Annotated in this window: 23 protein-coding genes and 2 pseudogenes; 14 read left to right on the top strand and 11 right to left on the bottom strand. The window is 46.7% G+C overall.

The features are described from left to right. Positions 1-156 precede the first annotated feature (156 nt). Positions 157-600 carry a cell wall hydrolase gene (locus AC58P5_RS19135; RefSeq protein ID WP_497389300.1) on the top strand — a complete coding sequence of 148 codons (444 nt, stop codon included), beginning with the start codon at positions 157-159 and terminating at the stop codon, positions 598-600. A gap of 136 nt (positions 601-736) precedes the next feature. On the opposite strand, the pseudogene AC58P5_RS19140 reads toward AC58P5_RS19135, so the two are convergent. Both AC58P5_RS19140 and AC58P5_RS19145 read right to left on the bottom strand, forming a co-directional pair. Further along, positions 737-847: pseudogene (locus AC58P5_RS19140) on the bottom strand (exosporium protein C); the annotation flags it as partial. A gap of 22 nt (positions 848-869) precedes the next feature. After that, a pseudogene (locus tag AC58P5_RS19145) lies at positions 870-1,058 on the bottom strand (YetF domain-containing protein); the annotation flags it as partial. Positions 1,059-1,193: 135 nt separating this feature from the next. On the opposite strand from AC58P5_RS19145, the gene AC58P5_RS19150 reads away from it, so the two are divergent. Beyond that, entirely contained in the window at positions 1,194-1,691 is a 498-nt protein-coding gene (locus AC58P5_RS19150; protein ID WP_497389302.1) for an SMI1/KNR4 family protein, read from the top strand. A 157-nt stretch (positions 1,692-1,848) separates the two neighbouring features. Here the strand turns inward: AC58P5_RS19150 and AC58P5_RS19155 are convergent, their stop codons facing one another. From AC58P5_RS19155 to AC58P5_RS19165, 3 genes are all read right to left on the bottom strand, one after another. Then, the gene (locus AC58P5_RS19155; protein ID WP_497389304.1) at positions 1,849-2,340 is read right to left on the bottom strand and encodes a hypothetical protein; all 492 of its coding nucleotides are present in this window, start codon (positions 2,338-2,340) and stop codon (positions 1,849-1,851) included. A 240-nt stretch (positions 2,341-2,580) separates the two neighbouring features. Further along, positions 2,581-2,961: a DUF3139 domain-containing protein gene (locus AC58P5_RS19160; RefSeq protein WP_497389306.1), complete on the bottom strand. Its 381-nt coding sequence runs from the start codon at positions 2,959-2,961 to the stop codon at positions 2,581-2,583. Between the two features lie 418 nt (positions 2,962-3,379). Further along, positions 3,380-4,852: an MFS transporter gene (locus tag AC58P5_RS19165; protein ID WP_497389308.1), complete on the bottom strand. Its 1,473-nt coding sequence runs from the start codon at positions 4,850-4,852 to the stop codon at positions 3,380-3,382. A gap of 160 nt (positions 4,853-5,012) precedes the next feature. Here AC58P5_RS19165 and AC58P5_RS19170 point away from each other — a divergent pair, with 160 nt between their 5' ends. Both AC58P5_RS19170 and AC58P5_RS19175 read left to right on the top strand, forming a co-directional pair. Then, positions 5,013-5,597, top strand: coding sequence for a TetR/AcrR family transcriptional regulator (locus AC58P5_RS19170; protein WP_497389310.1), 585 nt, complete (start codon positions 5,013-5,015; stop codon positions 5,595-5,597). Positions 5,598-6,211: 614 nt separating this feature from the next. Further along, positions 6,212-6,823, top strand: coding sequence for a DUF4304 domain-containing protein (locus tag AC58P5_RS19175; RefSeq protein ID WP_497389312.1), 612 nt, complete (start codon positions 6,212-6,214; stop codon positions 6,821-6,823). Positions 6,824-6,882: 59 nt separating this feature from the next. Here AC58P5_RS19175 and AC58P5_RS19180 read toward each other — a convergent pair whose 3' ends face one another. Next, the gene (locus AC58P5_RS19180) at positions 6,883-9,039 is read right to left on the bottom strand and encodes a serine hydrolase domain-containing protein (protein WP_497389314.1); all 2,157 of its coding nucleotides are present in this window, start codon (positions 9,037-9,039) and stop codon (positions 6,883-6,885) included. 283 nt (positions 9,040-9,322) lie between these two features. Here AC58P5_RS19180 and AC58P5_RS19185 point away from each other — a divergent pair, with 283 nt between their 5' ends. Then, positions 9,323-11,116 carry a response regulator gene (locus tag AC58P5_RS19185; RefSeq protein ID WP_497389316.1) on the top strand — a complete coding sequence of 598 codons (1,794 nt, stop codon included), beginning with the start codon at positions 9,323-9,325 and terminating at the stop codon, positions 11,114-11,116. Between the two features lie 24 nt (positions 11,117-11,140). Next, positions 11,141-11,512: a winged helix-turn-helix transcriptional regulator gene (locus AC58P5_RS19190; RefSeq protein WP_497389318.1), complete on the top strand. Its 372-nt coding sequence runs from the start codon at positions 11,141-11,143 to the stop codon at positions 11,510-11,512. Between the two features lie 66 nt (positions 11,513-11,578). Here the strand turns inward: AC58P5_RS19190 and AC58P5_RS19195 are convergent, their stop codons facing one another. From AC58P5_RS19195 to AC58P5_RS19205, 3 genes are all read right to left on the bottom strand, one after another. Then, positions 11,579-12,649 (bottom strand): SDR family oxidoreductase, encoded by a 1,071-nt coding sequence (locus tag AC58P5_RS19195; RefSeq protein WP_497389320.1) that lies wholly within the window; start codon positions 12,647-12,649, stop codon positions 11,579-11,581. 105 nt (positions 12,650-12,754) lie between these two features. Next, complete coding sequence (locus AC58P5_RS19200; protein ID WP_497389322.1) at positions 12,755-13,519, bottom strand: SDR family oxidoreductase; 765 nt, start codon at positions 13,517-13,519, stop codon at positions 12,755-12,757. Between the two features lie 129 nt (positions 13,520-13,648). Next, a complete protein-coding gene (locus AC58P5_RS19205; RefSeq protein ID WP_497389324.1) occupies positions 13,649-14,470 on the bottom strand; it encodes a MerR family transcriptional regulator in 822 nt (273 codons plus the stop codon). Between the two features lie 173 nt (positions 14,471-14,643). On the opposite strand from AC58P5_RS19205, the gene AC58P5_RS19210 reads away from it, so the two are divergent. Next, on the top strand, positions 14,644-14,781 hold the full coding sequence (locus tag AC58P5_RS19210) for a hypothetical protein (protein WP_497389326.1): 138 nt from the start codon (positions 14,644-14,646) through the stop codon (positions 14,779-14,781). A 109-nt stretch (positions 14,782-14,890) separates the two neighbouring features. Continuing rightward, positions 14,891-16,081: a macrolide family glycosyltransferase gene (locus tag AC58P5_RS19215; RefSeq protein WP_497389327.1), complete on the top strand. Its 1,191-nt coding sequence runs from the start codon at positions 14,891-14,893 to the stop codon at positions 16,079-16,081. Positions 16,082-16,286: 205 nt separating this feature from the next. Here AC58P5_RS19215 and AC58P5_RS19220 read toward each other — a convergent pair whose 3' ends face one another. Both AC58P5_RS19220 and AC58P5_RS19225 read right to left on the bottom strand, forming a co-directional pair. After that, positions 16,287-17,075: an AIM24 family protein gene (locus AC58P5_RS19220; protein ID WP_497389328.1), complete on the bottom strand. Its 789-nt coding sequence runs from the start codon at positions 17,073-17,075 to the stop codon at positions 16,287-16,289. 193 nt (positions 17,076-17,268) lie between these two features. Beyond that, the gene (locus AC58P5_RS19225) at positions 17,269-17,907 is read right to left on the bottom strand and encodes a pentapeptide repeat-containing protein (RefSeq protein ID WP_497389329.1); all 639 of its coding nucleotides are present in this window, start codon (positions 17,905-17,907) and stop codon (positions 17,269-17,271) included. Positions 17,908-18,194: 287 nt separating this feature from the next. Between AC58P5_RS19225 and AC58P5_RS19230 the strand changes: the two genes are divergently transcribed. The 6 genes from AC58P5_RS19230 (at position 18,195) to AC58P5_RS19255 (ending at position 26,208) form a co-directional block, all read left to right on the top strand. Continuing rightward, the gene (locus AC58P5_RS19230) at positions 18,195-19,751 is read left to right on the top strand and encodes a tetratricopeptide repeat protein (RefSeq protein WP_497389330.1); all 1,557 of its coding nucleotides are present in this window, start codon (positions 18,195-18,197) and stop codon (positions 19,749-19,751) included. A gap of 490 nt (positions 19,752-20,241) precedes the next feature. Continuing rightward, complete coding sequence (locus tag AC58P5_RS19235) at positions 20,242-21,384, top strand: GntR family transcriptional regulator (RefSeq protein ID WP_497389332.1); 1,143 nt, start codon at positions 20,242-20,244, stop codon at positions 21,382-21,384. 20 nt (positions 21,385-21,404) lie between these two features. Beyond that, positions 21,405-22,223: an MBL fold metallo-hydrolase gene (locus AC58P5_RS19240; RefSeq protein WP_497389334.1), complete on the top strand. Its 819-nt coding sequence runs from the start codon at positions 21,405-21,407 to the stop codon at positions 22,221-22,223. A gap of 71 nt (positions 22,224-22,294) precedes the next feature. Then, positions 22,295-23,392: an extracellular solute-binding protein gene (locus AC58P5_RS19245; RefSeq protein WP_497389336.1), complete on the top strand. Its 1,098-nt coding sequence runs from the start codon at positions 22,295-22,297 to the stop codon at positions 23,390-23,392. Positions 23,393-23,473: 81 nt separating this feature from the next. Next, positions 23,474-24,481: an ABC transporter ATP-binding protein gene (locus tag AC58P5_RS19250; protein ID WP_497389792.1), complete on the top strand. Its 1,008-nt coding sequence runs from the start codon at positions 23,474-23,476 to the stop codon at positions 24,479-24,481. Positions 24,482-24,498: 17 nt separating this feature from the next. After that, the gene (locus AC58P5_RS19255) at positions 24,499-26,208 is read left to right on the top strand and encodes an ABC transporter permease (protein WP_497389338.1); all 1,710 of its coding nucleotides are present in this window, start codon (positions 24,499-24,501) and stop codon (positions 26,206-26,208) included. Positions 26,209-26,303: the final 95 nt, after the last annotated feature.

A 26,303-nucleotide genomic window follows, 5' to 3' on the forward strand; every position in this document is an offset into this window, starting at 1 on the left:
GGATGGATCTAGCTGCCAAAGGTAGATTCTTAACCCAGACGAAAAAGCGGCCATTATGTGAAATAGCGCTTGTTCATTTTATTAAATTGCCTGCCAGAGTAACACATCTGCTTCACCTGCAATATGATGAGTCTAGAAATCTAAAGAGGTGATCCAATGGCAGTCGTAAAAGCCAGGGACCAGGATATTAATATGTTGGCAAGGTTGCTTCGAGCCGAAGCTGAGACCGAAGGCGAACAGGGCATGCTCCTTGTCGGAAATGTTGGCATTAACCGAGTAAGAGCGAATTGCTCCGATTTTAAAGGAATCCGGACCATTCCCCAAATGATCAACCAGGCGCATGCGTTCGAAGCCTTGCAACATGGTCTGTACTATCAAAAAGCAAGGGACAGGGAACGCCGTCTGGCGCGACGGGCTGTGAATGGGGAGCGGAATTGGCCAGGTAAATTCTCCCTGTGGTATTTCCGTCCAGGAACGTTCGAAAATCCCGGGCCCTGTCCGCCAACTTGGTATAATCAGCCGCTCGCAGGACGATGGAAGAAGCACTGTTTTTATGAACCGACCGCGAAAGAATGTGAAAATATATATAACACGTTTTAAACTTTATTTCATTAAGTGCCGCGTAAATCGCGGCTTCTTTATTATTCTGAAGGAGACAAGTCTTGATTTACAAAAGGCCATCCCGCCAAGGATGGCCGTATAACGAGCCGTTACAGACAGCGTGGGGAACCGCAGATTAGTTTCTGGTTTTAACAGCCAGCCCGCTAAATGAGATTGGCCCTACAACATCTACTCTTGTATTTGCAGTGCGGTTTTCTGCCGTGACTGTGTAAGCATGAGTACCAGACATCCATTTTTATAAGATTTTTTTCTGCGATTTTGCCATCAACAATAAGCTCAGTCGGAATTTTTTGAACAGGCGCAAGAGTTGCTTTTATATCTTTTTTTGTTGCGGGCAGTAGTTCTTCTTTTCTCAACACACTGAGTTTACCGTCAGGTTCCAGAATTGCAAATTCGACTTCTTCGGGTGAGAAGACATCCTTGTTCCGAAGCACCATGTGCTTATTTTCCTCGCTCACCTAGGAGAATGGGTTGGACTTGTGGAATAGGTATAAGACTTCTTAGAGTCAGGGTAGTTAAACAGCAGTGGTTAGAAAACGATTATGAAGGTGATGAATATGAAGGTGATGAATATGAATAAAAAAATTGGCGAATTTATTATTTGGGCTAATGAAAACGGTTGGGATATAACCGAAAAATCCGGGTTTCAATTAAATTTAGATAGCAGCATTATAGCTAGATTTAAAAAAATCCCAAATGAATATTTGGATTTTTTAAGTGTGGTTGAAAAATGTATGACACCAAATGAGAAGACTTGGTTTATTTGTGAGGATGAGTTCAATAATAGCTCGGATAGTGCGTTTAAATGGAATGAATATGAATTGCTTAGTTTAGAAGCAGCAGTGAACGACGATATTTGGAAATCAGAAATAACTGCTTGGTGGGATAATTACTTGCCAATAGTTATGTCAGTTGACGGTGGATATTCCTTCTATGCGATTGATTTAACCCATGATAAAGGTGCTATTGTACGTGGATATGAGCCCGAATTCGAAGAAGTTGATAAAGTGGCCAATACTCTTGAAGATTTTTTAGAATTAATTATGTCGAATTCAATAGAGTTCCTGTGATAAATAAAGGTGTATTTCGATCCCGATAATTCAAAGTCCATATCGTGTACCAACGGGAGAGGCGGTCTGCTTTACGCAAAAAACCTCCCGCTATTTCAGTCTAATAATGAGCCCAACTACGTGATATTTATTGTTTTGTTATTTTAAATCTCCTGGTTTAATACGCTGGAATATCTAATTCTTTACGTAAATCTTTCACTGTTTTTCCTTCTTTTTTTAGATAAGCTTGTTGTTCTTTTTCATACCTAGCAATTTTTTTCTCAAGCTCTTCAGCTTTCTTCAGATACTTACTATCTTTTGTCTCTTCCGCCATGTGTTTTAGTTCACTTACCGAATCCTTCATACCAGCGATATAACTTTTAAGTTGATTTGCAAATTTAGCTTCACCATCGGGATCAGCAATTTGCTCTTTTTTTGCTACTTCCTTGCCTAAATCCTTGAGTTCTTTACCAGCTTTAACGGTAGCCTCAATTTCTTCTGGTGTTTGATTCGGCATCTCTTTTAATTTCTTTTTATTTGATTCAAATGCTGACTTTAAGTTATTCAGATTTTTGATGGGGTCTACGTCCCCGAAAGCTATTCCGGAGGTTAAAAGACTGCTTCCGATAATACCTGCAGTGATCGCAATAACAGTTAATTTTTTTTTCATTATTGTTCCCTCCCCGTTTAATTTGAATTTAACTTGTATGACGAAACGGGGAAAAATCCTTTCGTTCGGTGGTGGGTGTAGCCCCATGGGAGGCGAAACGGAACCAAACGGTTTAGACGAAAGATACATTAGTATGGCGAAAGAAGAAGGTTTTAAAGAAGAACAAAGAGGACAACGAACCAAAGTGAAACTAAATGCTTAATATTCTCAACGACCAGCTCTAAGTTAAAACCATCCCCACTAGTTCATTGGAAGTTGTTCCTTAACATTAGGCTCGATGTGCTTATACTCGTAGTTTTGATCAATGAAACGAGTAACACTTAATTGGAATACTTTATCTTCTCCTTTTGAAGGAAGAATGGAATAATACTTTTTTGACCCATAGTAGTAAGTTACATTCGGTTCATCAGTAAATATAACTACAACTTGATATACAGGCTGAATTGATATCTTGCCATCATTTTTTTGGATTTGATGTTCTTCGTATCCTTTGGAAGTTAGATAACGTCGCACTTCATTTTCTAATTTTTCAACTCTCAAATTCATAAAGACAATAATAGACCCTATGAATAAAAATAATAAGCTAATTACTAGTAGAATAGTTCTTTTTATAATCCTCATGATAATCCCCCAGAGTATTGAGAATGGTTTACATAGATCGCACCCTTCTAATCCTATCTAAAAATAATATACATTATATTTCCAAATATGTATAATAAAAGAGTGTGCCTTAAAATTTATGAGGGTTTATCTATGTTTTCAGAAAAATCTAGTAAGAGTAAAGTCACAATTTCGCTTTTAAGCATTTAACTGAAACTCCTAACAATCTGCACCCAAGACATGTGGAATCGGCCATATTGATGGTTCGAAAATGAGATGTGGCACTCTACTATACACAGGACGATAAATGCCCAAAAACAAAAGAACATCCGCTCTGAAACTCAAAGCGGATGTCTTTTTTTGTAATCTCCATTAGCAACGGATGGCAGGATAAAGCAAGCTCTTCAGTGGCCACGTTGCGCGGAGGGCTTCATTTCTTTCACGATCGACGGGCTCCGTTTCGCCCCGCCAGCATCAATGCCAGCGGCAGGATGAGCACAGTGACGGCGGCCAGCACATTTAGGCAAATGTTAAACGCGTCGGGATAGGCGGATACCGAGCCGGTATGGGCTTCAAGAGCGCTAAGCCAAACGATGCCGATCAGGGCGATTCCGATCGTAGAGGCGATCTGTATGCTGGTTGTCATGACACCGGATGCGGAGCCGATGTCCGTTGTGCGGATTTTCGCCAAAACGATATTCGTCAGTGGCGCGGCGACTAAGCCTTGACCGATGCCGAGCACAGCTAGAGCCGGGATCCACACGCCGATATCGGATGAAATCCCGGTCGTCCGGACCGCCCAGCTGAGCAGCAGGTAACCTGCTGTCGTCAAGATGGAACCGACGGTCAGCACATGGGCTCCAAGCTTCGCGGCGACTCGGGAAGAGAACAGCGATGCGAGAAAATAGCCCATTCCCATCGACCCGATGACAAGACCCGCTTGCAGAGCCGAGAAATGAAGTCCAAGCTGAAGCATGTAGGCGGCGACAAGGAAGAAGGCACCCTGCGTCGACATCAACAGCAGCACGACGAGAATACCGGACGTGAACACCTTATGTCTAAAGAGATCGACATTCATAAATGGGAGTTGGCCGCGGCGCAACAGTCGCCATTCGTACCAGGCGAACAAAACCAAGACAGGGGCCGACAAGAGCAAACTGACGACGAGGCTGGCGGGCCATCCTTGACGCTGTCCCTGCACGAGCGGATAGACGAGCATCAGCAAGCCGGCCGCGGCGAGTGCGGCTCCAATCCAATCCAATCGGGCGCGATCAGGCGAGCCGGATTCCGGAATAAACGGAATCAGGGCCAATATGAGAGCCCCGAGCAGGACGCTGATCAGGAACACCGCTCTCCAATCCAGATCCCACAAATTCATGCGGAGAAGCAGCCCGCCGATTATCTGCCCAGCCGTCGCCGCGATTCCCTGGGTCGCTCCATACATGCCGAAGATCGCACCCCGGCGTTCCGGAGGATAATTGGCTTGAATGAGGGATAAGATCTGCGGCATAAACAGAGCGGCGCCGACGCCTTGCACAACGCGCGACGCAATGAGCATAGTGACGTGGGCAGATAAGCCGCATATCAGAGAAGCGATCGTGAATAGGGCCACTCCGATGAACAGCATTCTCCGGCGCCCAAACCGATCGCCCAGCCGGGCGCCGATAATCAGCAGAACGGCGAACGTAAGAGTATACCCGGTAAGCATGAATTGTACATCGGCGAAGCTGGCCCCGAGCCCTTTCTGTATTGAAGGCGTGGCTACGTTCACGATGAACACGTTCGCCACTGCCATAAATACAGGCAAAAGCAGAGCTGGCAGCATCAGACGCGATCTGCGTCCGTCTCCTTTGGAGACGGGGTCGCGAGTCCGCACCACCTGGGCGGAAGCGTCCGAAAGTGTATTGGGCATAGAAAGTTCCCCTTTCTCACTACTCGCTCGATTGACAGGAGGCGAGAGGATTTCATATAATGGAGTAGACAGGTCTGTCTCTTTACGATGAAAATAATACAGACAGATCTGTCTCATGTCAACACACTTTTTTCCAAACCTTTAGAGACGGGGGTCGAATATGCAAAAAGAATCGGCTAGAGATCGTATACTGCGGGTCGCCTCCGAATTGTTTTACATGGAGGGAATACGGGCGGTCGGCATCGATCGGATCATCAAGGAGTCCGGCGTTGCCAAGGCAAGCTTTTATCGAAGTTTCGCGACGAAAGATGATCTGGCGGTTGCTTATCTCGAATCTAGGGATGAACTAAAAGTAGAGAAACTGGAAAAACTGAGGCAGCTGTATCCGAATTCCCCTAAGGAACAGCTCGACACCCTCATTCGCGATGTGACCGAACAGATGGGGATGCCGGATTACCGGGGGTGTCCGTTCTTGAACGCGGCGGTCGAATTCCCGGATCCGGATCATCCCGCCCACGTCAAATTGCTGGGCATTCAGAGGAGTTTCTGGTCCCGGGTTCTAGAGCTTGCAAGGGAAGGCGGGGCACGACAGCCCGAAGAGCTGACTGCGCAGCTGAGAATGTTGTATGACGGGTTCGTCATGAAGAGCTACTTGGATAGGTCCGAGTTTGATCCGGAGTATTTCCGGAAGGCTGCGGAGCTGCTCTTGGAGAAGCAGCTCGCTCCGGACAACCATCGCGGGTAACGGACGATCTTCATTTCGCGGGCGGCAATATTACGCTCGGATATATGTACAACCTGAAGAGGACCGGAGGCAACGCCTCCGGTTTTTCTTAAATAAATATTTTCGCCGATAGACTCGTTAAGCTGAACCGTATCACAAATAGAGCGAAATTTTATCCTTATCCTATTTCGGGGAGGATGGGTACCGGGGGGAAATGATTCAATGGTTTAACCGCCCGTGTGGAGGATACGGATAAAATATCGGGTTTTCGTGCGGGAGGAGACGATTATATTCAAAAACCGTTTAGTATTCATGAATTAGGCGCAAGGATAGAGGCGCACCTGCGCCGGGAAATACGAAGTCAACATAAAACGTCAATCAAATTTAGCGAAGATTTGGTGATTGATTATTCCGCCCGCAGTATCCCCGTTTACACTTACTTAGCATACGGTTCTGCGTAACATCTACAGAGCGAAATCAAAAGGCACCTGATTACTGCCCATGATTTTTATGTGATAAGATGAGGAAAATATAGAAAATAAAAATTAATCCGGGTATAGGAATAGAGGATAAAGCCCACGAATGAACATTTGATAATGGCGCTAGGTTAATAGCAATTTTACCTGGGAGGGATTATGTTGCAGCAGCTCTTTAAAGATCTGATTAAGCAGGATGTAAAGCCGTTCCTTACTAAGCATGGCTTCGCAAAGAAGAGTTTGACTTTCAGTAAAACAACAGAGGGCCTCATCTACCTATTTAATTTCCAAAAATCCTCTGGAAATTCGGCGGACAATGTTATGTTTTATGTGAACTGCGGCATTTATGCGGCGGAGTTAGCGCAGATCCAATCGAAAGAGATTTTGACGGCACCTCAGGAAGCGGAGTGTCACTTCAGAGCAAGAATCGGGGAAATTGCCCGGGCCGCTCCGGATCGTTTCGCAATCACTCCCGATACGAATATGGATGATTTGAGAAAAACGCTGCTAATCGGATTGGAAGAAGTTATTCATTTCTTCGATACGATGACCAGTGCCAGATCCATTGTGGATTATTATATTTCGGGTCCGTTTCTGCATCTGGGCGAAGAGAGCTTTCATTTGTTGTTGCAATCCAACGACGCAGCAGCGGCTAAACAGTATTTGAAGGCTTTGCAGGGGAAATACGGGGCAGAAAATCGATGGACCCTATTCGAAAATAAGTACAAGGCCATCTTCGATAAATATGGAGTGGAATTTGATAAGCTGTAAGCTCAGACGCAAAAAGCCGGCATCGCCCACGAACAAAGGGTACGATGCCGGATTGTAAATTAACGGCCAAATTCCTTGTTGAATATTTTGTCTCTACCCGTGATAACTTCCGGACCTACCGCGTTGATAACCGTTACCAAAATGTGTTCCCCGCCTAGAGGGCCGCCGGCTCTCGACTCAAACCCGAAAGTGCCTCCGGCATGTCCCCAATAAGATTGCCCGTCCGGTGTTTTCTCTTCATATACGCCCAGTCCGACTTTACCGATAGGGCTGTCTACTGTTGTGAGCATCTGGTCCATCATCTCTTGATTAAGGAGTTTTCCGCCTAAAAGGGCACTGAAAAAGGTGGTCAGATCGTCGATTGTCGAAACCATATCTCCGGCCGCATTTGCCCAAGATTGATTCACATCTGTCATATCATACAAATGGCCCGACCTGTCCATGTTATATCCCCTGGCATGATCGCCAGGAATATTGGGATTGGCTTCGGTAACGAATGTCCCCTTCAGTCCAAGCGGTTCGATGAACCGTTTTCTGATCTGCTCCGCATACGTATCCCCGGTTACCTTCTTGATAATTTGACCGGCCAGCACGCTATTAATATTGGAATAGCTCCAGCCCTCTCCTGGCGCAAATACAGGCGGCTTTGCAAGTGACTTGCTTATGAGTTCATCGACGCTGTAGTAGCGGAATGGATTTTGAGGCAGGACAATGTCCCGCATATCCAAATCGGTGTAGTTCGCAAGCCCGCTCGTATGATTCAACAACTGACGAATCGCAATTTTATTGCCGTCATACCCGTTGCCTTGTACGACACCCGGCAGCCATTTTTCGACCGAGTCATCTAAGTTTAATTGCTGCTCTTCGGCCAACTGCAGGACGACCGCAGCGGTGAACGTCTTCGTGATACTTCCGATGCGGAATGAAAAGTCGGGCCGGACGGGGCGCGGTATCTCCAAGCTGGCTGTACCTTTGGCGTGGGACCAGCGTTCTCCATCCTTAATTCCGCCTGCCGCTACACTCGGAATGTTCTTGTTGGTTACCACTTGATCCATGACAAGTTTAACTTCATCCCGATGCTTTTTTTTCTTCTCTTTCTCCGTCAGGTCTTGCTTGGTTTCTACCGCGAATTCAGGTGTCAAAATATCGTTTATATGTGTTTCCGCACCGCCAAGCACATTGAAATTGATCGAGATGACATGTTGACCGTCCGCTGTTCCGCCTGCAAAATTGGTAAATCCGGGAATGCCGCCGCCATGTCCCCATACGCTGACGCCATTGGACAGCTTAGTTTCATGTACGCCAAGTCCGTAATTCCCAAGCGGGCTGTCGACGGTGGTCAGCATTTCTTTCTGCATCTCCGGTGTCAGCAGCTTTCCACTCAATAAGGCACGGAAAAATGTCGTTAAATCTTCTCCGGTCGAGATCATTTCCCCGGCGGCATTGGTGAAAGACGGATTAAGCCAAGTAATATCGACTAATTTGTCTCCGGTGTTCAGGTAGCCCCGGGCATTTTTTTTCGGGATATCTGCGGAGCTGCCAGGCAAAAATGTTTCGTTAAGCTTAAGCGGCTCAAGAATTCGTTTCTTGATCTGCTCGGCATACGTATCTCCGGTGACCTTCTTGATAATGAGCCCCACAAGGGCTGTGTTCGTGTTCGAATATTGGAAGCCGGTTACCGGATCCATCGCTAAAGAGCGGGCTATTAATTGTTCGGCTGTGAAATTTTGATTCGGGTTCGCAAGTAAACTATCCTTGAGCGATCCATCCAAATAGTCCGGAATTCCGCTCGTATGATTAAGCAATTGGCGAATCGTCACTTTATTGCCGTCATGCCCATTGCCCTTCACGACACCCGGGAGCCATTTCTCGACCGTATCATCGAGGCTGATTTTCTTCTCGCCGGCAAGCTGCAAGGCAACCGTGGCGACAAACGTCTTCGTTGTGCTTCCGATCCGGAAAGCGGAATCGGCATCCACTTTGTGATTCTTCTCGATATTGGCTTCGCCGGCGGCATACGACCAGCTTGCGTCACCCTTCTTTACGGTAACAATAACGCCGGGAATGTCCTTCGTATTGGCGGCTTTATCGATAGCTTGCTGGACGGGCGTCTGACTCGCCGTGCGGGCACTTCCATAACTAGGGAAGATTAACGTCCCTGCCACTATCGCTGACAAAGTTAAGGCAATTCCCTTTTGAATAGTAAATGATTTCATCTCGCATCGCTCCTGTTATTTGGATATTGTGTCGGTTCACGTTTTCACCTTACCCGGAGTGTTGTAAAATCGGATAGCAGCAAAACCGCTCGATTTTTGATGACATCGTACTTAGCGTGTCACATGTTTCCTATGACAAACTGTCAGCTGTACGATGTGACGTGCTCGTCCGGCCGTTCAAACTGTCCTTTTCTTGACGAAGCGGGAAATCATGAGGCATGATAAACTTGAATTATTCTTGGAATGGATTCCCACAATAAATAAAAGCAGGTGCATATAATCGGTGTTGTCCATCATAAAAAAGTGGTTCTGGTACGATTGGATCGTTTTTGCGATACGTACATTCTGGCTGGTCATTATCTTAAGTGCCGGATTTATTAACCCGTCATTGTTCGTTATGCCGTTCTGGAGTGTATTCATCCTGGCCTCTTTGGTTTATCTCCTTCCACTCATCATCCAGTACCGAAAAGAAAGCTGGTATCTTGGGGTCGAAGTCACAGCGGCGGGCTTCTTCCATCTTTATTTAGCCTTCGCGGCGCCGGGATTGCTCTGGACTTTCATTTTACTCGTCATGATTATCGGCTTAGGCAGCAACCGGAGAACGTACGTGTGGACGGGACTCCCGGTTGGAATCATTTTCCCTGCCATCAACGGTTGGATAGCCGATCGCTCCCCGTTTGAGTTTATCTTAAGCTGCTGCTTTGGTTTTGCCATCGGCTTCGCGTTTAATGTATTAATTCAGTCGAACAAGCAGGCCCGGATTATTCAAGAGCAGAAACAATTGCTGGAGCAGCATATTACACGGATCGAGGAACTTACCCTGATGGAGGAGCGCAATCGGTTGTCACATGAGCTTCATGACACGATTGGCCATACGTTAACCTCGATGATCATCGGTGTGGAATCGCTGAGATTGTCCGTACCTGATTCGGAGATCGAGAGGATCGACTCGCTTATCAGTGCCGCGCAGCGCAGTTTGGATGATATTCGTAAGCATCTGCACCAGCTTTCTCCTATTTCGCCGGGCCTTTCGTTAGGTGAATCGCTGCGGCAGCTATCTGATGATTTTATGAAATCAACCGGAGTGGCGGTCAGCTTCCGCGTAATTGGCAGTGAAACTCTCCTGATGCAAAAAATAAACTTTTGTTTATATCGCTGTCTGCAAGAGTCTCTTACGAATGCGGTTCGTCACGGTCAAGCGAGCGCGATATCCGTTCAGCTGCATTTTGATAGTCAGCAGCTCCGGTTACAGATCGAAGATAATGGTATTGGAGCGGAAGACATCCGCTTCGGATTTGGCTTGAATGGTATCAAGGAACGACTGGACCTGCTTCACGGAACACTAATCGTTCATTCTCAATTAGAGCAAGGAACCGTGATCATATGTAACGTTCCTCTGCAGACAGAGTCTGTTCATGGTATGATCCGCCTGCTGATTGTTGACGATCAGGAGATCGTTGCCGACGGCTTGAAGCGAGTTTTTGACCAGTACGCCGATTTTCTTGTCGTTGGTACGGCCGGGGACGGTCACGCAGCATTAGAGTGCTGTGAGCAATCCGAGCCGGATATCGTGCTGATGGATATTCGGATGCAGGGAATGAACGGGCTTGAAGCTTTAATTGAGATCAAGCACCGCTGGCCCGCCATGAAGGTTGTGCTTATGACGACGTTTGAGGACTCCATACCGGCAGCAACTGCACTGGAGCATGGAGCGGAAGGCTATATGCTGAAGTCGATTCATCCGCGGGAGATGAAGGAAGCCTTGAAGCTTATCTATAACGGAGGTACGTGGATCGATCAATCGATCGCCACGCGATTATTCGAAGAGATGAAGCGTCAACGTGAGCAGTTGGAGAAGTACGGCTCAAGTCAGGAGCACTATCCGTATGGGCTTACGAAACGTGAGATGGAGATTTTGCAGCATCTGTCGAACGGACTGCGCTACAAGTCGATCGCCGCCAAAATGTGTTTATCGGAGGGGACGATCCGCAATTATTGCTCGATTCTCTACTCGAAGCTCGGCGTCAGCAACCGTGAAGAAGCAGTAGGATTGGCGCAAACGGAGAGTATTTTATGACACGCTGGGAGGCGATCCAAGGCTATGCAGGAACCAGACAAAACCTACAACACTGCGGTGGAAGCTACTCTTGAAGTGATCGGAGGCAAGTGGAAGCCGGTCATTTTGTTTCACCTCACGTTCGGTAAAAAGCGCAATGGCGAGCTGATGCAGCTGATGCCCGCGGTAACGCAAAAAGTGCTGACCCAGCAGTTAAAGGAACTGGTGGAGGATGGGATAGTGTCCCGTATTTCTTATAACCAAGTGCCGCCGAGAGTCGAATATGAGTTGACGGACTATGGCTGGGGCCTGAAGGGTATCCTTCATCTCATGTGCAGATGGGGCGATACGCATATAGAAAAGGTGTACGGGGATAGGGGAAGGGTGTTATTCGAACCGCCGCAATCTGACGAGTGAGGTACAAAAGGTACAGAAAACCGGTTCCTGGACTTGAGGAACCGGTTTCATGCGTTTATCCCTACATTACGGGATGACCTTACGCTTACGGAAGTCTTCAAAGATGTCCATAAACATCTGTTCCGTATCAATGAAGTCATGGAAGCCGAAACGACGCGCTTTGGTGCCGTCGGCAAAAAAGTCATAATCCCAGGAGAATACAAAGTCCCCGAACCGCCAGGAGGAAACGTCTTGGAAGCTGTTATTCACCAAATCGTATTTCTCCACCATGGTGTTCCATAACGTCTCCTTGTCAGCCATGACCACATCCAAAGACATCGGTAATGGGGGGGCTACCTCGAGCTCGAAAAATGCCGCAATCTTCGGCCAAAGCTCATTCCAGCGGAAGAGGTCTCCGTTCGTGATGTTAAATGCCTGATTCGCGCAGCGTTCATCTGTTGCCGCCCACACAGTCGCCCGAGCCAGCAAGCCTGCATCGGTCATTTCCAGCAGGCTGTGGTAGGCGCCCGGCTTCCCTGGAAAACGGAGCGGCAGACCGAGCTCTTTAGACATGGAAGCATAAATCGCGATAACCATGGCCAGGTTCATTGGGTTGCCTAGTGCAAACCCGCAAACGACCGATGGACGAAGGGCCGACCAAGTCCACTTGCTGCCCGACTGTCGTTGTTCGAGGAATTGCTGCTGGTCGACGTTGAACTCCGGCGGCATATGATAGGCATCCGTTTCCCGCGCAGGTGTCTTGAAGGGACCGAGATGCGCCCCGTACACCTTATAACCTTGCATCAGACTGATATGCTGCAGGTTAGGGGCGATCGGTTCGACCGCGTTGACTACGTTCACGAGCATGGCCAAGTTGGGTGGAACCAGTTCGGCCCAAGTAGGGCGATCTTGATAAGCGGCGTAGAAGATATGAGTGACTTCGGTTAGATGGCCCAGCTTATCTCGGGTATCCTCCTCATTTAGCAGATCAACCGCCACATACCGCACCTGGGGGGTGTCCTCTCCGCCACGTCTGGAAACTCCAATAATATCCCACTCGGGGAGCGTCATCAAATGCTGGATGAGATTCCCTCCGATTACTCCGTTAGCTCCAATGACAAGAGCGGTTTTACGTGATAGGGTTTCTTCTGGTTTCATAGGGCTCTCCTCCTTCTTATAGTGTCTATTATGAGAGGGAAGAAGGAACTTGAGAAGTACGCACTTTGGACTCACATAAGCACTTGAAAGTAACGTAAGGGCCTCTTATAAATGCGACCCGCCCGTGGCATCGACCATCTGTCCGGTAACCCAACGGGCGTCCGGTGAAGAGAGGAAAGCCACGATGTCCGCAATATCCGAAGGCTCGCCGACTCTGCCGAGGGCAGACATTTCGGCCGCATGTTGCTGACCTTCCGGTGTATGCAGCCATTCCGCATTCACGTCCGTATCGACGATGCCGGGGAGCACGGCATTAACGGTAATCCCGCGAGACCCTACTAGTTTCGCAAGATGCAGGGTAAACGTGTTTATAGCACCTTTCGTCAAGTTGTACGCCATAATATGAGGATATGCGATTCGCGTGACGCCTGAAGAGATATTGATAATTCGTCCTCCATCACGCAGAAGCTGCAGGGACTGCTGAACGAGGAAAAACGGCGCTTTTACATTCACGGCAAATATCGCGTCGAAATCCTCCTCTGTGGTTTCCTCCAATGTTTTGGAAGTTCCTATACCGGCATTATTAACGAGAATATCGATCCGGTTCTGACCCGTTAGGCGAAGGAGCGTTTGCTCCATGGTTTGAACCAAATCCGTTACCCCGGCAACGGTTTCGAGATTTGCTCCTATAGCCAAAGCCCTTCCGCCTTGGGCTTCAATGGTCCGAACAACTTCCTCTCCCGCAGCACGGCGGCTGCCATAGTGAACGATGACCAGAGCACCCTCTTGCGCCAATCGCAGCGAAATTCCTTTTCCGATACCGCGGCTACCGCCTGTGACCAATGCAATTTTTCCTTCCAACCGTTTCATAGCACTCACTCCTTTATGATGTGTAGTGCTACTGTACACCTTCCCGTAAAGGGGAGAGTCAAGAAGAGATAAACCTATATTTTCAGAAAAAAAAGAACCCCTCAAGGAGGCATGGAGATACAAATGATCTTATCCGAGCTCTAGGGGAATGAGCAATTCAGCCAAACGCATTTTTCCGTAAATATCTTTGTCCGAAGTTAAATAGGTTTCACGGATCGGCTCTTTATAGGATCGGACATAGCCTTGAGATGAGATCCACGAAACTAACTGATCAGCAGCAAGGCAAGAGTTGTCGTAAGGGTTGCAGAGGTGCACCAGGGAAGCGGCCGCTTTTAACTCGGGCATAAGGCGGACGCTCACTCTTCCGCTGCTTGGAATAGCCTTTGTTAACGGTAAGGCAACTTCAAGATCGGCTTGATCCGTATCCGAGTTGTCATGATCGTACCATAAAATCGTCAAATCTCGCCCTTCGTCCTCCCCATAGGAATTAACGTAACGGGCGAGCTCGTCAAGCAGAAGGCATAGGTGCGTGCGTGGAACCCTATCACGAATAGAAGCCGTAAGTTGAGGTTGTACGTTACGAACGGTTATCGGCGTTTCCTGTTGGCGGTTATGCGCTTCTTCGACACGGGTAATCCGGTTATTGATTTCTTTCAACTGCTGCTGCGCTTCCAGGATGGAACGCTCAAGTTCTTTCTTTTTATCAACTAACTTTAGTTTTACGTCGGGTACGGGGTGTTCTTCCAGGAAGTGTTTAATTTGCTCTAGCGTGAATCCATGTTCTTTAAAGGCGGTAATGCGCTTAACGGTCAGAAGCTGCTTCTGAGTATAGTACCGATAGCCATTAGTAGGGTCTATGGCGGCCGGTTCAAGCAGTTTCAACTTATTGTAAAATCTTAATGCTTTGACGGAAACACCGCTCAGCTTGGAAAATTCACTGATCTTTAGCATTCCACAACGGTCTCCTTTCTTACAATCAAATGTCCTATATTTATACTATAAGATCACGCAAATAAAAGCTGCATTTAATCGCTCCAACGTTAGTGCAACGATTGTTGGAACCTTTACCCAATGGCCGCTTTCATAAGGTTCTAAGCAGAAGCTCCAAGGGTGATAATTCATTCATGAAAACAGCGACATGGAACAATATCCCGGCTGTCAAAAACAAGCGTGTCATCGAGATCGACACCGAATCGTCTACGTACAGCGATCCAACGCTTGAGTACTTGCTCTGTCCCGAAGGGGGCGGCCTTTTTGCTTAAAGTTTTGAGATTGCCGGGAATTGTAATATGATAGACTTGTTACCATTATTTGCATGGAAGGCGTTGCTCTTACACGATTTAGAGAACCGTAACCTAAGGAGTGGTAGAAATGGCGCGTGTTTTATTTATTAACGCCGGATCAGAGGGACATATCAATCCAACGATCGGCGTTGTGCAGGAGCTTATTTCGCGTGGAGAAGAGGTGGTGTACTTTTGTGCGGAAGCTTATCGGGATCGCATGGAGAAGACGGGAGCTTCGGTACGAACATTTGACGATCAAAATTTTATAGAAGCCTTTATTTCCGGCGGAAGAGACTATTTGCTCGAAAGAGCCAACGGTCTTTTGCTTACGGCAGATGTAGTCATCCCGACTGTTCTGGAGCAGACCCGGGGAGAGCATTTTGATTACATGATTCATGATTCCATGTTCGGTTGCGGGCGTTTGCTTGCTCAAATTCTTAAGCTTCCCGCTATCAGTTCTTGTACTTCTTTTGCGCATACAAAAGAAACGTTCGACAACTTCTTGGAACCGCCTTCCGTAAAAATCCCCGAAGAAATCGTTAGTCGGTTTCAAAGCCTGGCGGCAATGGTGAGCGAAAAATATGGTGTGGAGATCCGTACTCCTTACGAGGCTTTTTATAATCCTGCTCCACTTACTATCGTGTATACAACAAGGGAGTTTCAAACGGATGTGGAGGCCTTCGATCAAACGTATAAATTTGTAGGTCCGTCCATCTCTTCACGGCCAGCTCAAAAAAACTTCGACTTGACTGCGATCAAGGGGAAAAACCCGATTTACATTTCATTGGGCACCGTTTTTAACCAGGCGGTTGATTTCTATAAGCTTTGTTTCGAGGCGTTCGGGAACACGGATCATACGATTGTCATGTCTGTAGGAAATAACACCCTAATTTCCGATTTGGGGGAGATACCCAGTAATTTCATCGTAAAAAATTATGTTCCGCAGACGGATGTGCTGCAATACACGAAGTTATTTATCACACACGGTGGAATGAACAGTACCCATGAAGGACTTTATTACGGGGTTCCGCTCGTTGTCATCCCCCAAAGTGCCGATCAGCCGATGGTTGCGGGGCAAGTCGCCAAAATCGGAGCGGGCCTTGCCTTACAGATGCAAGGTTTGACTGTACAACAATTGCGTGAAGCCGCCGAGCAAGTGCTAAGTCTCCCATCTTTCAAAAAGGCTGTTGCACATATCGGCGAATCTTTTCGAAAATCAGGCGGATATCGTCAAGCCGTTGATGAGATTTTCGAATTTAAAAGTCGATCTCACAGCTGACCATAAAATTTTTTCAAGTCTAAAAAAAGAGGCCATCCGAAAAAGGATGGCCTTAATTGGCTGGACTTAAATGGCCGGACTTAACACCTTCATGACTACATCTTGTTTTACAATATGGGTTGCTTCCAGGAAAAACGGAGCAACCGTTCCCCGGTTAAATACCGAGAAACGGCTGCTGCTTTATGACAAGTCTTTTTGGGCGTGTCTACTTGACGGGGGTATTTCCAATTTGTATGGATCTGAGCGGTGCAAGCCATACCATTCCTGTTCCTCGATAAACATTGACTAGCCCTTCGCCGGAAGCTATAGATCCCATTTTGGTTTTCCCGGATTTCTCGACGGTGAAGTCTAGCGAATTCGACCACATTAACGCAAAGTTTCCATCGACTTTCAGCACATCATTTTGAAGTTCGATGATAACAGCTTCTTCGGTTGGAATGGGCGCTTCCAGTGCAAGAATACCTTTCCCTTTGGCGCTTAAATTAAAAAGACCTTCACCGCCAAGTGCGGCAGAGGAGAGATTCTTACGCGCAGTAACTGCTAATTCGAGCGTGGTTTCACATGCTAAGAACATGCCATCTTCCATGACAATATGATCGTTATCAACATCGATTAACCACAGATATTTATAGGTGGTTTCCAGTAAAATCGTACCCGTCCCTTTGTAGAGAGGTTTTATGGCACTGGTTCCGGTCACTGCACTGGATACTAGATTTCTCATCAAACCTCCGACTCCTTTAACGCCTGAGGTTATTTCAATATTGCCAACCATATATTGCATAGCCCCTGCGCTCAACATAACCTCACTGTTGTAGAGTTCGACCATAAGCTGCTTATTGCGCATATTGCTCTTGCTCATGAAGAAGTTATTTTCTGCTTCCGACATTGTTGTACTGCTCAAATCTTCTTTATACTCGATCACCGTAAATCCGCCAAGCTGTTCCTTAACCACAACGTTGTCGTTATCTTTAAGATTATTAATCGTAAAAGCCATAATGATTCAGCCCCCTGCGGCGAGTTATTAGTTTAAAATTGCATAAATAATACATTATTACGTAAGTATTCGACAATAAAAATCCTGTTCCTTGTTAAGGGTGATCCTACACAAGAGTTAAAGGTAAACTTTGAACGGATGAAGAGTTGCGAGTTCAGGTGAGGGCTTTGTCCAAATCCTCCGACTCCGTTGGTTAAGACAGACTCTCCCCGTTGACTTTAACGCCATCCAGTATTGTATTTCCCCAAACCGGAAGCAGGCCGGTCTCTCCCGTAAAACGGCTTCCGGCTAACGAGCTGTTATGAAAAACAGCGCCTTCAAAGATGCATTCCTCAAACCGGCAATACATAAACATGGCGCCGCGAAAATTAACATCGGAAAAACGGCATCGTATGAACGATACGTCGTTTGCTATGGCTTTGCTTAAATTACTTCCCGTAAAATCGCAATCCTCAAATCGTTCGCTGATCCTGGCATGATTAAGCTTTGCCCCTCGAAACGAGCAGTGGCTGAATTCGCGTGTCACATATCGGCTATCCAGTTTTATCCCGTTAAAGCAGCAATTCGTAAATTTCGAGGTGTTCAGACTTGCAGCCTCCACGAAACGGGCATAAGACAGATCGACTCCTTGTACAGTCAGGTACTGAATCGTCTCTGTGAGTTCGACTCCCCGAAAATCCTCTAACCCGGCAGCTGTCTGTCCGAAGGGGGAGGAAGGGAAAGATCGTTCTTTTTTGTGCAGGTTTGATTTGCCTGTAACAGCGGACAAAGCCCGATTCGCTTCAGCGAGCTGATCGTCGTCCCATCTTGCGATGAATTGCTTTTTGCTCAAAATGTCGACCTCCTGTTAACCGGTGAAGTTTGGCTTCGTAAGCACTCTGTGAATTTCAGCTCTTTTTTATAAGTTCAGTTAATAGTAACATAAATACTGGAAGGCGAAAAAATATCGTTACAGACGACACAGTGAGCGCTTCCCTAAATAACAGCGGTGGAGGAGAAGCCGGGAGAACACGCGGGCAATAGATAGGGTTTTGATATAGGGTGTATAAAAAAAGGACGTATTGTTGTAAGTTATAGGTAGAGGTAATTCAATGACTTCCAGAGAGCAGGATCGATGAAATGACAGATACTAAGAAACAGCGTTACCGCTTCAGTGAAGCGCCTATATGGGATATCCAGAGAAAATATTATGAAGAAGCAGGAACGAAGGCCTGGAACAATGACCAGGTTCCTCAATATATAACGAGTAATCCGATGATCGCTGCAGCCTATGCGGAGATGATCTTTGGATTTCTTCAAGACCGGGCGAATAAGGGGTATGGTTCGGAGCCGGTGTTAATTGTGGAGCTTGGAGCCGGAGCGGGACGTTTCGCTTACCATGTGCTGCATGAGTTGTGTCAGATGAGAGACTACGCGGGAATACCACTGCCCGGGTTCCGCTATATCATGACGGATTTGGCGATGAACAATGTTATGGCTTGGAAGGAACATCCCGCCCTGCAATCTTTTATTACCGAGGGATTACTGGATTTCGCGCAATTCGATGCTGTGCATGATACGGTACTGAACCTCGTTGTATCAGGTACAACCATTGGTGAAGGGGATTTAAAACAACCGTTAATCATTGTGGCCAACTACTTTTTCGATGGCATTCCGCAAGAGCTGATTTATGTGAGTGAGGGGCAAATCTACGAAGCGGATGTTGATGTCGAATATCCCGAACATAATGAGTCACTTAAACCAGCGGAATGGTTAGATCAAATCACTTTACACTATGAGCATCGGCGGGCGCCCGAGTATGAACAAGACACCTATCCTTACCGCGATGTCATCTCCTTTTATCAGGAACAACTGGAAGACTCCCATATTTTATTTCCAGCCGCCGGATTAACTTGTTTACAGCGTTTGAATTCATTATCCCAGGCAGGCTTCTTATTGATAACGGCAGACAAAGGAGATCATCTGCTGGATAATTGGGAATTCGCGGAACCGCCGGAGTTGATCTTACATGGAAGTTTTTCTTTAACGGCCAACTACCATGCGTTCGCATATGTTTTTGAACAAAGAGGAGCCGAGGCGTTATTCCCTCCCCACCATTATAAAAATATAAATGTCGGCTCTATCCTCCATTTGGACAAACCAATGGACTATGCAAATATGAGATTAGCTTATCGTCGATGCATCGAACGATTTGGTCCGGATGAGTTTTTTAGTATGAAGGGATGGGTAGACCGCAATCTGGACAGCATGAGGCTGGAGCAAATCTTAAGTTTTTGGCGTTTGGGCGGATATGATGCGGAATTTTTCATTCAGAGCACGAAGCAGATCTCCAGTCTGTTGCCGGATGCAAACGATGAAGAAAAACTGGATTTGTTGAGAGGCATAGAGTTGATGTCATCCTCGTACTACGTCATGGAGCAGCGTTACGATCTGGCGCTCGATGCCGGATTGATCCTATTTGAGATGGACATGTACGAGCACTCCAAACGGTATTTGGAAATTTCGGTACAGGAAGAGCAAGATGAAGTCGTATCCACCGTCTTTTATTGTCTGGCTATTTGTTGTTTCGAGCTAGAATTAGTTGAAGAGGCACTGAGTTACGTAAAGAAATTGTTAGAACTGGAGCCTGATCATGAAGAGGCATTGGCGTTGATCAGCCATTTTGATACACCCTAATCAAGTAGATGTATTTGAAAAAAGGCTCGGCACACGATTAGGCTATAGCTAACTGGGGAAACCAGTTGCCTATAACAAGAAAGGGCTGTCCTCCGGTCATCTGAGATGACGGATGGGGACGGCCCTTCTGTATGCCTAAGAGTCAATTTTGCAAAGTGTTAGATTATGAAAATATTGGTTCCACTGATATAGAAATCGTCGATCTATCATGAAATTCTAAAGAAAAATGCTCTATTTACATATTTTTAATACGTATGTCATTGAATATGTCAGTGACATTAAGTAAGCTCATTTTAGATCACCTGTCACGGGGCGATTCTTAGGCAGCCTGAGAACCCTAATACTCCTACAAGAGGTGACTTTTAAAAGCAGGCGACCAGGAACCAGCGAGGCAAGTAAAGCGTTGCCCAATAACTCAGGAAGGGGAATGTCACACACCTATGGATAAATATGCTGACAGAGAGAAGTCATTGGCCAGGGAAAACCTTAGATGAAAAATGTACAGGCGACAAAGAAACCGAATCTGCTGTATCTGCAAATTGCCGATAAGGTCATAGAGATTATCCAGAGCCGCAGGCTTCAGCCGCATGATCCCGTCCCTTCAGAAGGAGAGCTCGCGAAGCTGTTCGGCGTAAGCCGGATGACGAGTAAGCTGGCGCTGGAACAACTGGCTGAGAAGGGGTTGGTGTATCGATTGCCGAGAAGAGGGACCTTCCTTTCCGGAAAACAGGATGGAGTGCCTGAAAGCGGACTGCTCACTGCGGAAAAGAAAGCGCTTCCAATAGAAAAAAAGCAAAGTAATCAGATAGCTCTCATCGTGCCCCATCTATCCGACTACACCTCAAGAATTATTGCAGCAGCCGAGATCGAAGCACGAAAGCACGATTGCGATCTTATTCTGAAAATCAGCCAGAATAAAGAGGATGAGGATCGCTGCCTGCAGAGGCTTGTCGATGGGGGAATAAGCGGCATCATTTTATTTCCCCAGGGGCGCAAGACGTGCAGTGACCAAGTGCTGAGATTGAAATTAAAGAAATTTCCGATTGTTATTATTGACCGGATCTTTCATGAGGTTCAGATTGATTGCGTGTATCACGATCATTATCTGGGCTCTTACCAGATGACCAAATATCTGATCGAGAAGGGACACAGGGAAATCGGATACACTTCGAACCCGATAGATAATATCACCAGCCGCGAAGAGCGGTACCAAGGTTATATCCAGGCGCTTCTGGATCATGCGATTCCTGTCAAAAACCAATCTATTCATTTTAAAAGCGTGCCTTGCAAACCAAGCCATATTAACGAGGGCGACCCGGAACAAGAACAGTTTATTCATGAAAATCCGCAGATGACAGCCGTTATGTGCGGGGATGATCATGTGGCCATCTCGACCTTATATACAGCTTTGCGTATGGGGATTCCTGTCCCTGACAAGCTTTCTATCGTCGGGTTTTCCGATATCCAATTATCGGCGTTAACTCCAATTCCTCTTACAACGGTCAGACAGGATACCGAGCAGCTTGCCCAATCGGCATGTAATCTTCTTATGAAGAGGGTCAAACATTCTCTTGAGAAACAGATCACCATCAAAATTCAAACGACGATCGTAGAGAGGAAATCCGTTCTTTAGGATTGACAGAAGGAGTTTATATGAAAATTCATTTTCTGGGAACCGCGGCTGCAGAGGGCTTTCCGAATGCATTTTGCCGCTGTGAGTACTGCCTCAAAGCACGGGAGCTCGGGGGAAAAAACATCCGTACACGAAGCTCGGCCATCCTTGACGATGTAATCAAATTCGACTATGGCCCCGATTCTTATATGCAGGCCCTTCGCGATAACATTGATTTGGGCGCAATCGAGCACCTGCTTGTCACCCATACGCACTCGGATCATTATAACGCTTATGATTTGGAATGCCGAAGAGCGGGAATCGCTCATGAACTTTCGTGTCCGCTGCATATTTACGGAAACGACGCCGTGATGCATCATACGCGTGCTGCCATCGGCCGATTTGAGGGGGAGCGCTTTGCCTTTCATCTCCTTCGCCCGTTTGAGACGATAACGGTAGGTGATGCAAGGGTTACACCCCTGCTGGCGGACCATGACAGGATGGAAACCTGCTTGTTGTACGTGATCGAAAAGGACGGCAAAAGCCTGCTGTACGGACATGACTCGGGCTGGTTTCCGGAAGCTACGTGGGCGTGGTTAAAGGGAAGAAATCTGGACGCTGCCATACTCGACTGCACGCACGGATACACCGGGAAATCTCGTGATCGCAATCATATGTGTATCGAGACGGTACTCGAGGCTCAGCGTGAGTTCCGGAATGAACAGATTTTGAAAGAAGAAGGGCGCATCATCGTCACGCACTTCAGCCATAATTCCAAACTGCTTCACGATGAATTTGAAGACATCTTCAAACCTGCGGGGATCGTGGTGGCCCATGACGGAATGATCCTCCACATCTAACGATACAGACGCGGTTTGCCAGTTCCACGGTTATAAAAAATCCACCTACACGAACAGGGAGTGTGAAAAGAATGTTTAAAAAAATGGTAAGTGCATCTTTGCTAACGATCCTATGTCTGGCGGTAACTGCTTGCGGTGGCAGCAATAACAACGGGAATGCGGACGGGACTGCCCCATCGACCAATACGTCGTCTTCGTCTGCACCGGCTAAGAACGATAAGCTGATTGTTTATACAAATGCGAATTCGGATGGCCGCGGCGAATGGCTGGTCGACAAAGCGAAAAGCGCCGGTTTTGAGATTGAGCTTGTCGGAGCAGGCGGTGCCAACTTAACGAACCGGTTGGTTGCCGAGAAGAACAATCCGATCGCAGACGTTGTGTTCGGCTTGAACAACATGCTTTATGAAAATTTGAAGAAAGAAAACGTCCTGTCCAAGTACGTTCCGAAATGGGCCGGAGATGTAGAGCCGGGCTTAAACGACCCGGACGGCTTTTATCACGGACTAGTGAAGCAGGCTATTCTGCTCAGCTACAATCCGAATAAATTCACAGCCGAGACTGCACCAAAGGATTGGACGGAGCTCTATAAAAATGAAGCGTTTAAAGGCAAATATGAAGCCCCAACCCTGCTGGGACAAATTACGCCGCAGCTCGTAGTCGCGGGAATTCTGACCCGATACCAGGATCCGAACGGTGAACTCGGTATTTCCAAAGAAGGCTGGAATGAAGTTAAGCAATTGTTTGACAACGGGGTAAGGGCGGTAGAAGGGGAAGACTTCTATGCTAATCTGGCAAGCGGCAAAACGCCGCTTGGAGCGGTGGTTTCCGGCACACTAAGCAAGAAGGAAGAGCAGTATAAAGTGAAAGCAGGCATCGTAAGTCCGCAAATCGGCGTGCCTATGATTGTGGAACATGCGGCTATCATTAACGGTACGAAGAAGAAAGCGACGGCAGAACGGTTCGTCGAGTGGATTGGGACTGCTGAAGTCCAAGGGGAATTTGCCTCTAAATTTAATTCCATGCCTGCGAATACCCAAGCTGCCGCCAAGGCTAATGAGTCCGTGAAGGCCTTATATGCCAATTTAAAAGCACAGCCTATGGACTGGGGCTTTATTGCCGGCAACATTGGAAAATGGGTAGAGAAAATTGAATTACAGATCATGAAATAAGCAAAGCGAGATGAACAACAGACTGCATATTGGGGGGCCAATATGCAGTTATTCTTTAAGAAAATAAGGATAGGGGTACCTATGATAACATTTAATGAAATTCAAATTAAATTTGGTCATTTCCACGCCATCAAGAACCTCAATCTGCAAATAAAAGAAGGGGAGTTTTTTACCTTTCTCGGTCCGTCGGGGTGTGGAAAAACAACGATTCTGCGCAGCCTGGTCGGATTTATTAAACCTACGAGCGGACACATTATGCTGGACGGCAGAGATATTACCCATGTGCCTATTGAAAAAAGAGGGATCAGCATGGTGTTCCAGAGCTACGCCCTGTTTCCGACTATGAATGTTTATGAAAATCTCGCTTTTGGCATGCGTGTCAAGAAGGCTTCGAAGGCCGATATAGACCGGGAAGTGAGGGACATTGCGCAGAAGGTGGATCTGAAGGAGGACCAGCTTTTTAAGAAAGTGTCGGAATTGTCCGGCGGTCAGCAGCAGCGCGTAGCTATTGCCAGAGCGCTGGTCCTAAAGCCGAGTATTCTGGCGCTGGATGAGCCTTTATCCAATCTGGACGCCAAGCTAAGGGTGCAATTGCGAAATGAGTTAAAAAATCTTCAGAAGAAGTTTGGGATCACCACGATCTATGTCACTCACGACCAAGAAGAAGCGCTGACCTTGTCTGATCGCATCGCTGTCTTCAATAATGGAATCGTCGAACAAGTCGGCACTCCTCAAGAAGTATACAATCAGTCCAAAACGGAATTTGTGTGTAATTTTATAGGCGATATCAATAGGATCGACCCTTTGATTATCCAAAATAGCCGGTTGAAGGATTGCATAGATCCTAACAAAATAGCCTATATCCGCAACGAAAAAGTGAGCTTGCTGCCCCTGCCCGGTACAGATGCCGTACAAATCAAAGGCAAAATTATAGATCAGGAGTTTTATGGGCTGTACAGCAAATATTTAATAGAGGTTGCCGGAGGGGGACTCATCAAGACCATCGAGAAAGAAAGCGGGTTTGCTCCTAATAAAGTCGGCGACGATATGGATATTTATATCCGTATCAGCGATATTCTGCAGTACTAAGGGAAGGAGGAAGTGTGTTGAACGCAGAGAAAATTAAAAAAAGGCTGGCATCCATCAATCCGACCGCATTCGTTTTTTACGCTCTGATAGCCTGGTTTGTCATAGCCTTTCTGATTTACCCTAACCTGAATACCTATTACGAAATCTTTTTTAAGGGCGGCAAATTTTCATTCGAAGCGGCGGAGAAGCTTTTGTCGTCCGAACGTGCGATGAGAAGCTTGTATAACAGCTTTATCCTGGCCGTATCCCTTGTGTTTACGGTAAATATTGTTGGCGTTACTTTGGTTCTGATCTCGGAGTATTTTGATATTAAGGGTGCGAAAATTTTAAGATTGGGCTATTTTACAACTCTTATCTATAGCGGTGTCGTATTGGTGTCGGGGTATAAATTCGTATACGGCGAAACCGGCTTCATGACCAAGCTGCTGGTCAATCTGTTTCCTTCTTTTGATACGACATGGTTTCACGGCTACTGGGCCGTTCTATTCGTAATGACGTTTGCCTGCACTTCCAACCACGTCCTATTTCTAAGCAATGCTGTCCGTAAAATTGATTTTCAAACCGTAGAAGCGGCAAAAAATATGGGGGCATCGACCTTTTATATTCTGTGGAGAGTCGTTCTTCCGGTCTTGAAGCCTACGATGTTTGCGCTGACCATCTTGATCTTTCTGACGGGCCTCGCGGCAACGTCCGCTCCTCTGATTTTAGGCGGAGTAGAGTTTCAAACGATCACACCGATGATCCTAACCTTCTCGAACAGTACGTCCTCCAAAGATTTAGCTGCGCTGCTGGCCCTCATTCTAGGTCTGGCTACTTTAATTCTGCTGACCCTTATGATCAGATTTGAACGAAAAGGCAACTTCATGTCGGTTTCCAAAGTCAAATCGGAGCTGGTTAAGCAAAAGATCAACAATAAGCTCGGCAATATTGCCGCGCATATTCTGGCGTACTTCCTGTTTCTCCTTTATATCATTCCGGTCGTTCTTATTATCGTCTTTTCCTTTACGGATGCACACAGCATATCAACGGCGACATTGAGCTTTCAAAGCTTCTCCTTGAGCAATTATATGAATGTGTTCTCCAACATGTCCGCGTTCAAACCTTACCTTGTCAGCATTGTGTATGCCGCTGCAGCATCGGTAACCGTTGTGGCTCTGGCCTTGGCGGCATCGCGAATTTTGCATAAGTACAAGAACAAGTGGACAACGGCCCTGGAGTATGCGCTTCTGATCCCGTGGATGCTGCCGTCGACATTAATCGCAATCGGGCTCATCGTAACTTTTAACACGCCAAGACTGATTATCGGGAATTACATACTGGTTGGATCCGTCTGGATGCTGTTTCTTGCCTATGTCATCGTACACATCCCATTCACTCTCCGAATGGTGAAAGCGTCCTTCTTCAGTCTAGACCGTAATCTTGAGGATGCGGCGAAAAATTTGGGTGCCAAGTCTTTTTATACCTTCACAAAAGTTTTGTTACCCATCATACTCCCGTCCACGCTGGCCATTCTTGCTTTGAATTTCAACGGTATTTTGGCGGATTACGATCTTACCGTATTTCTCTATCATCCTTTGTACCAGCCTCTCGGTATCGTCATCAAGAACAGTACGGATGCACAAGCCCTGGCTGACACCAAAGCGTTAACTTTGGTATATTCCGTCATATTGATGATCATGTCCGCTGCTACATTGTACTTTGTTTATGGAAGAAAAAGTAAAGTGTGAGAGGCTTCTAGATAAGAAGATCAAGTATAGGTACGTCATGAGCCCAACAATGTTCAAGAAAAGGCATAGGCCAAAGTTCTTTAATCATGAATGGA

This window comes from Paenibacillus sp. JT31N7, assembly GCF_059692095.1.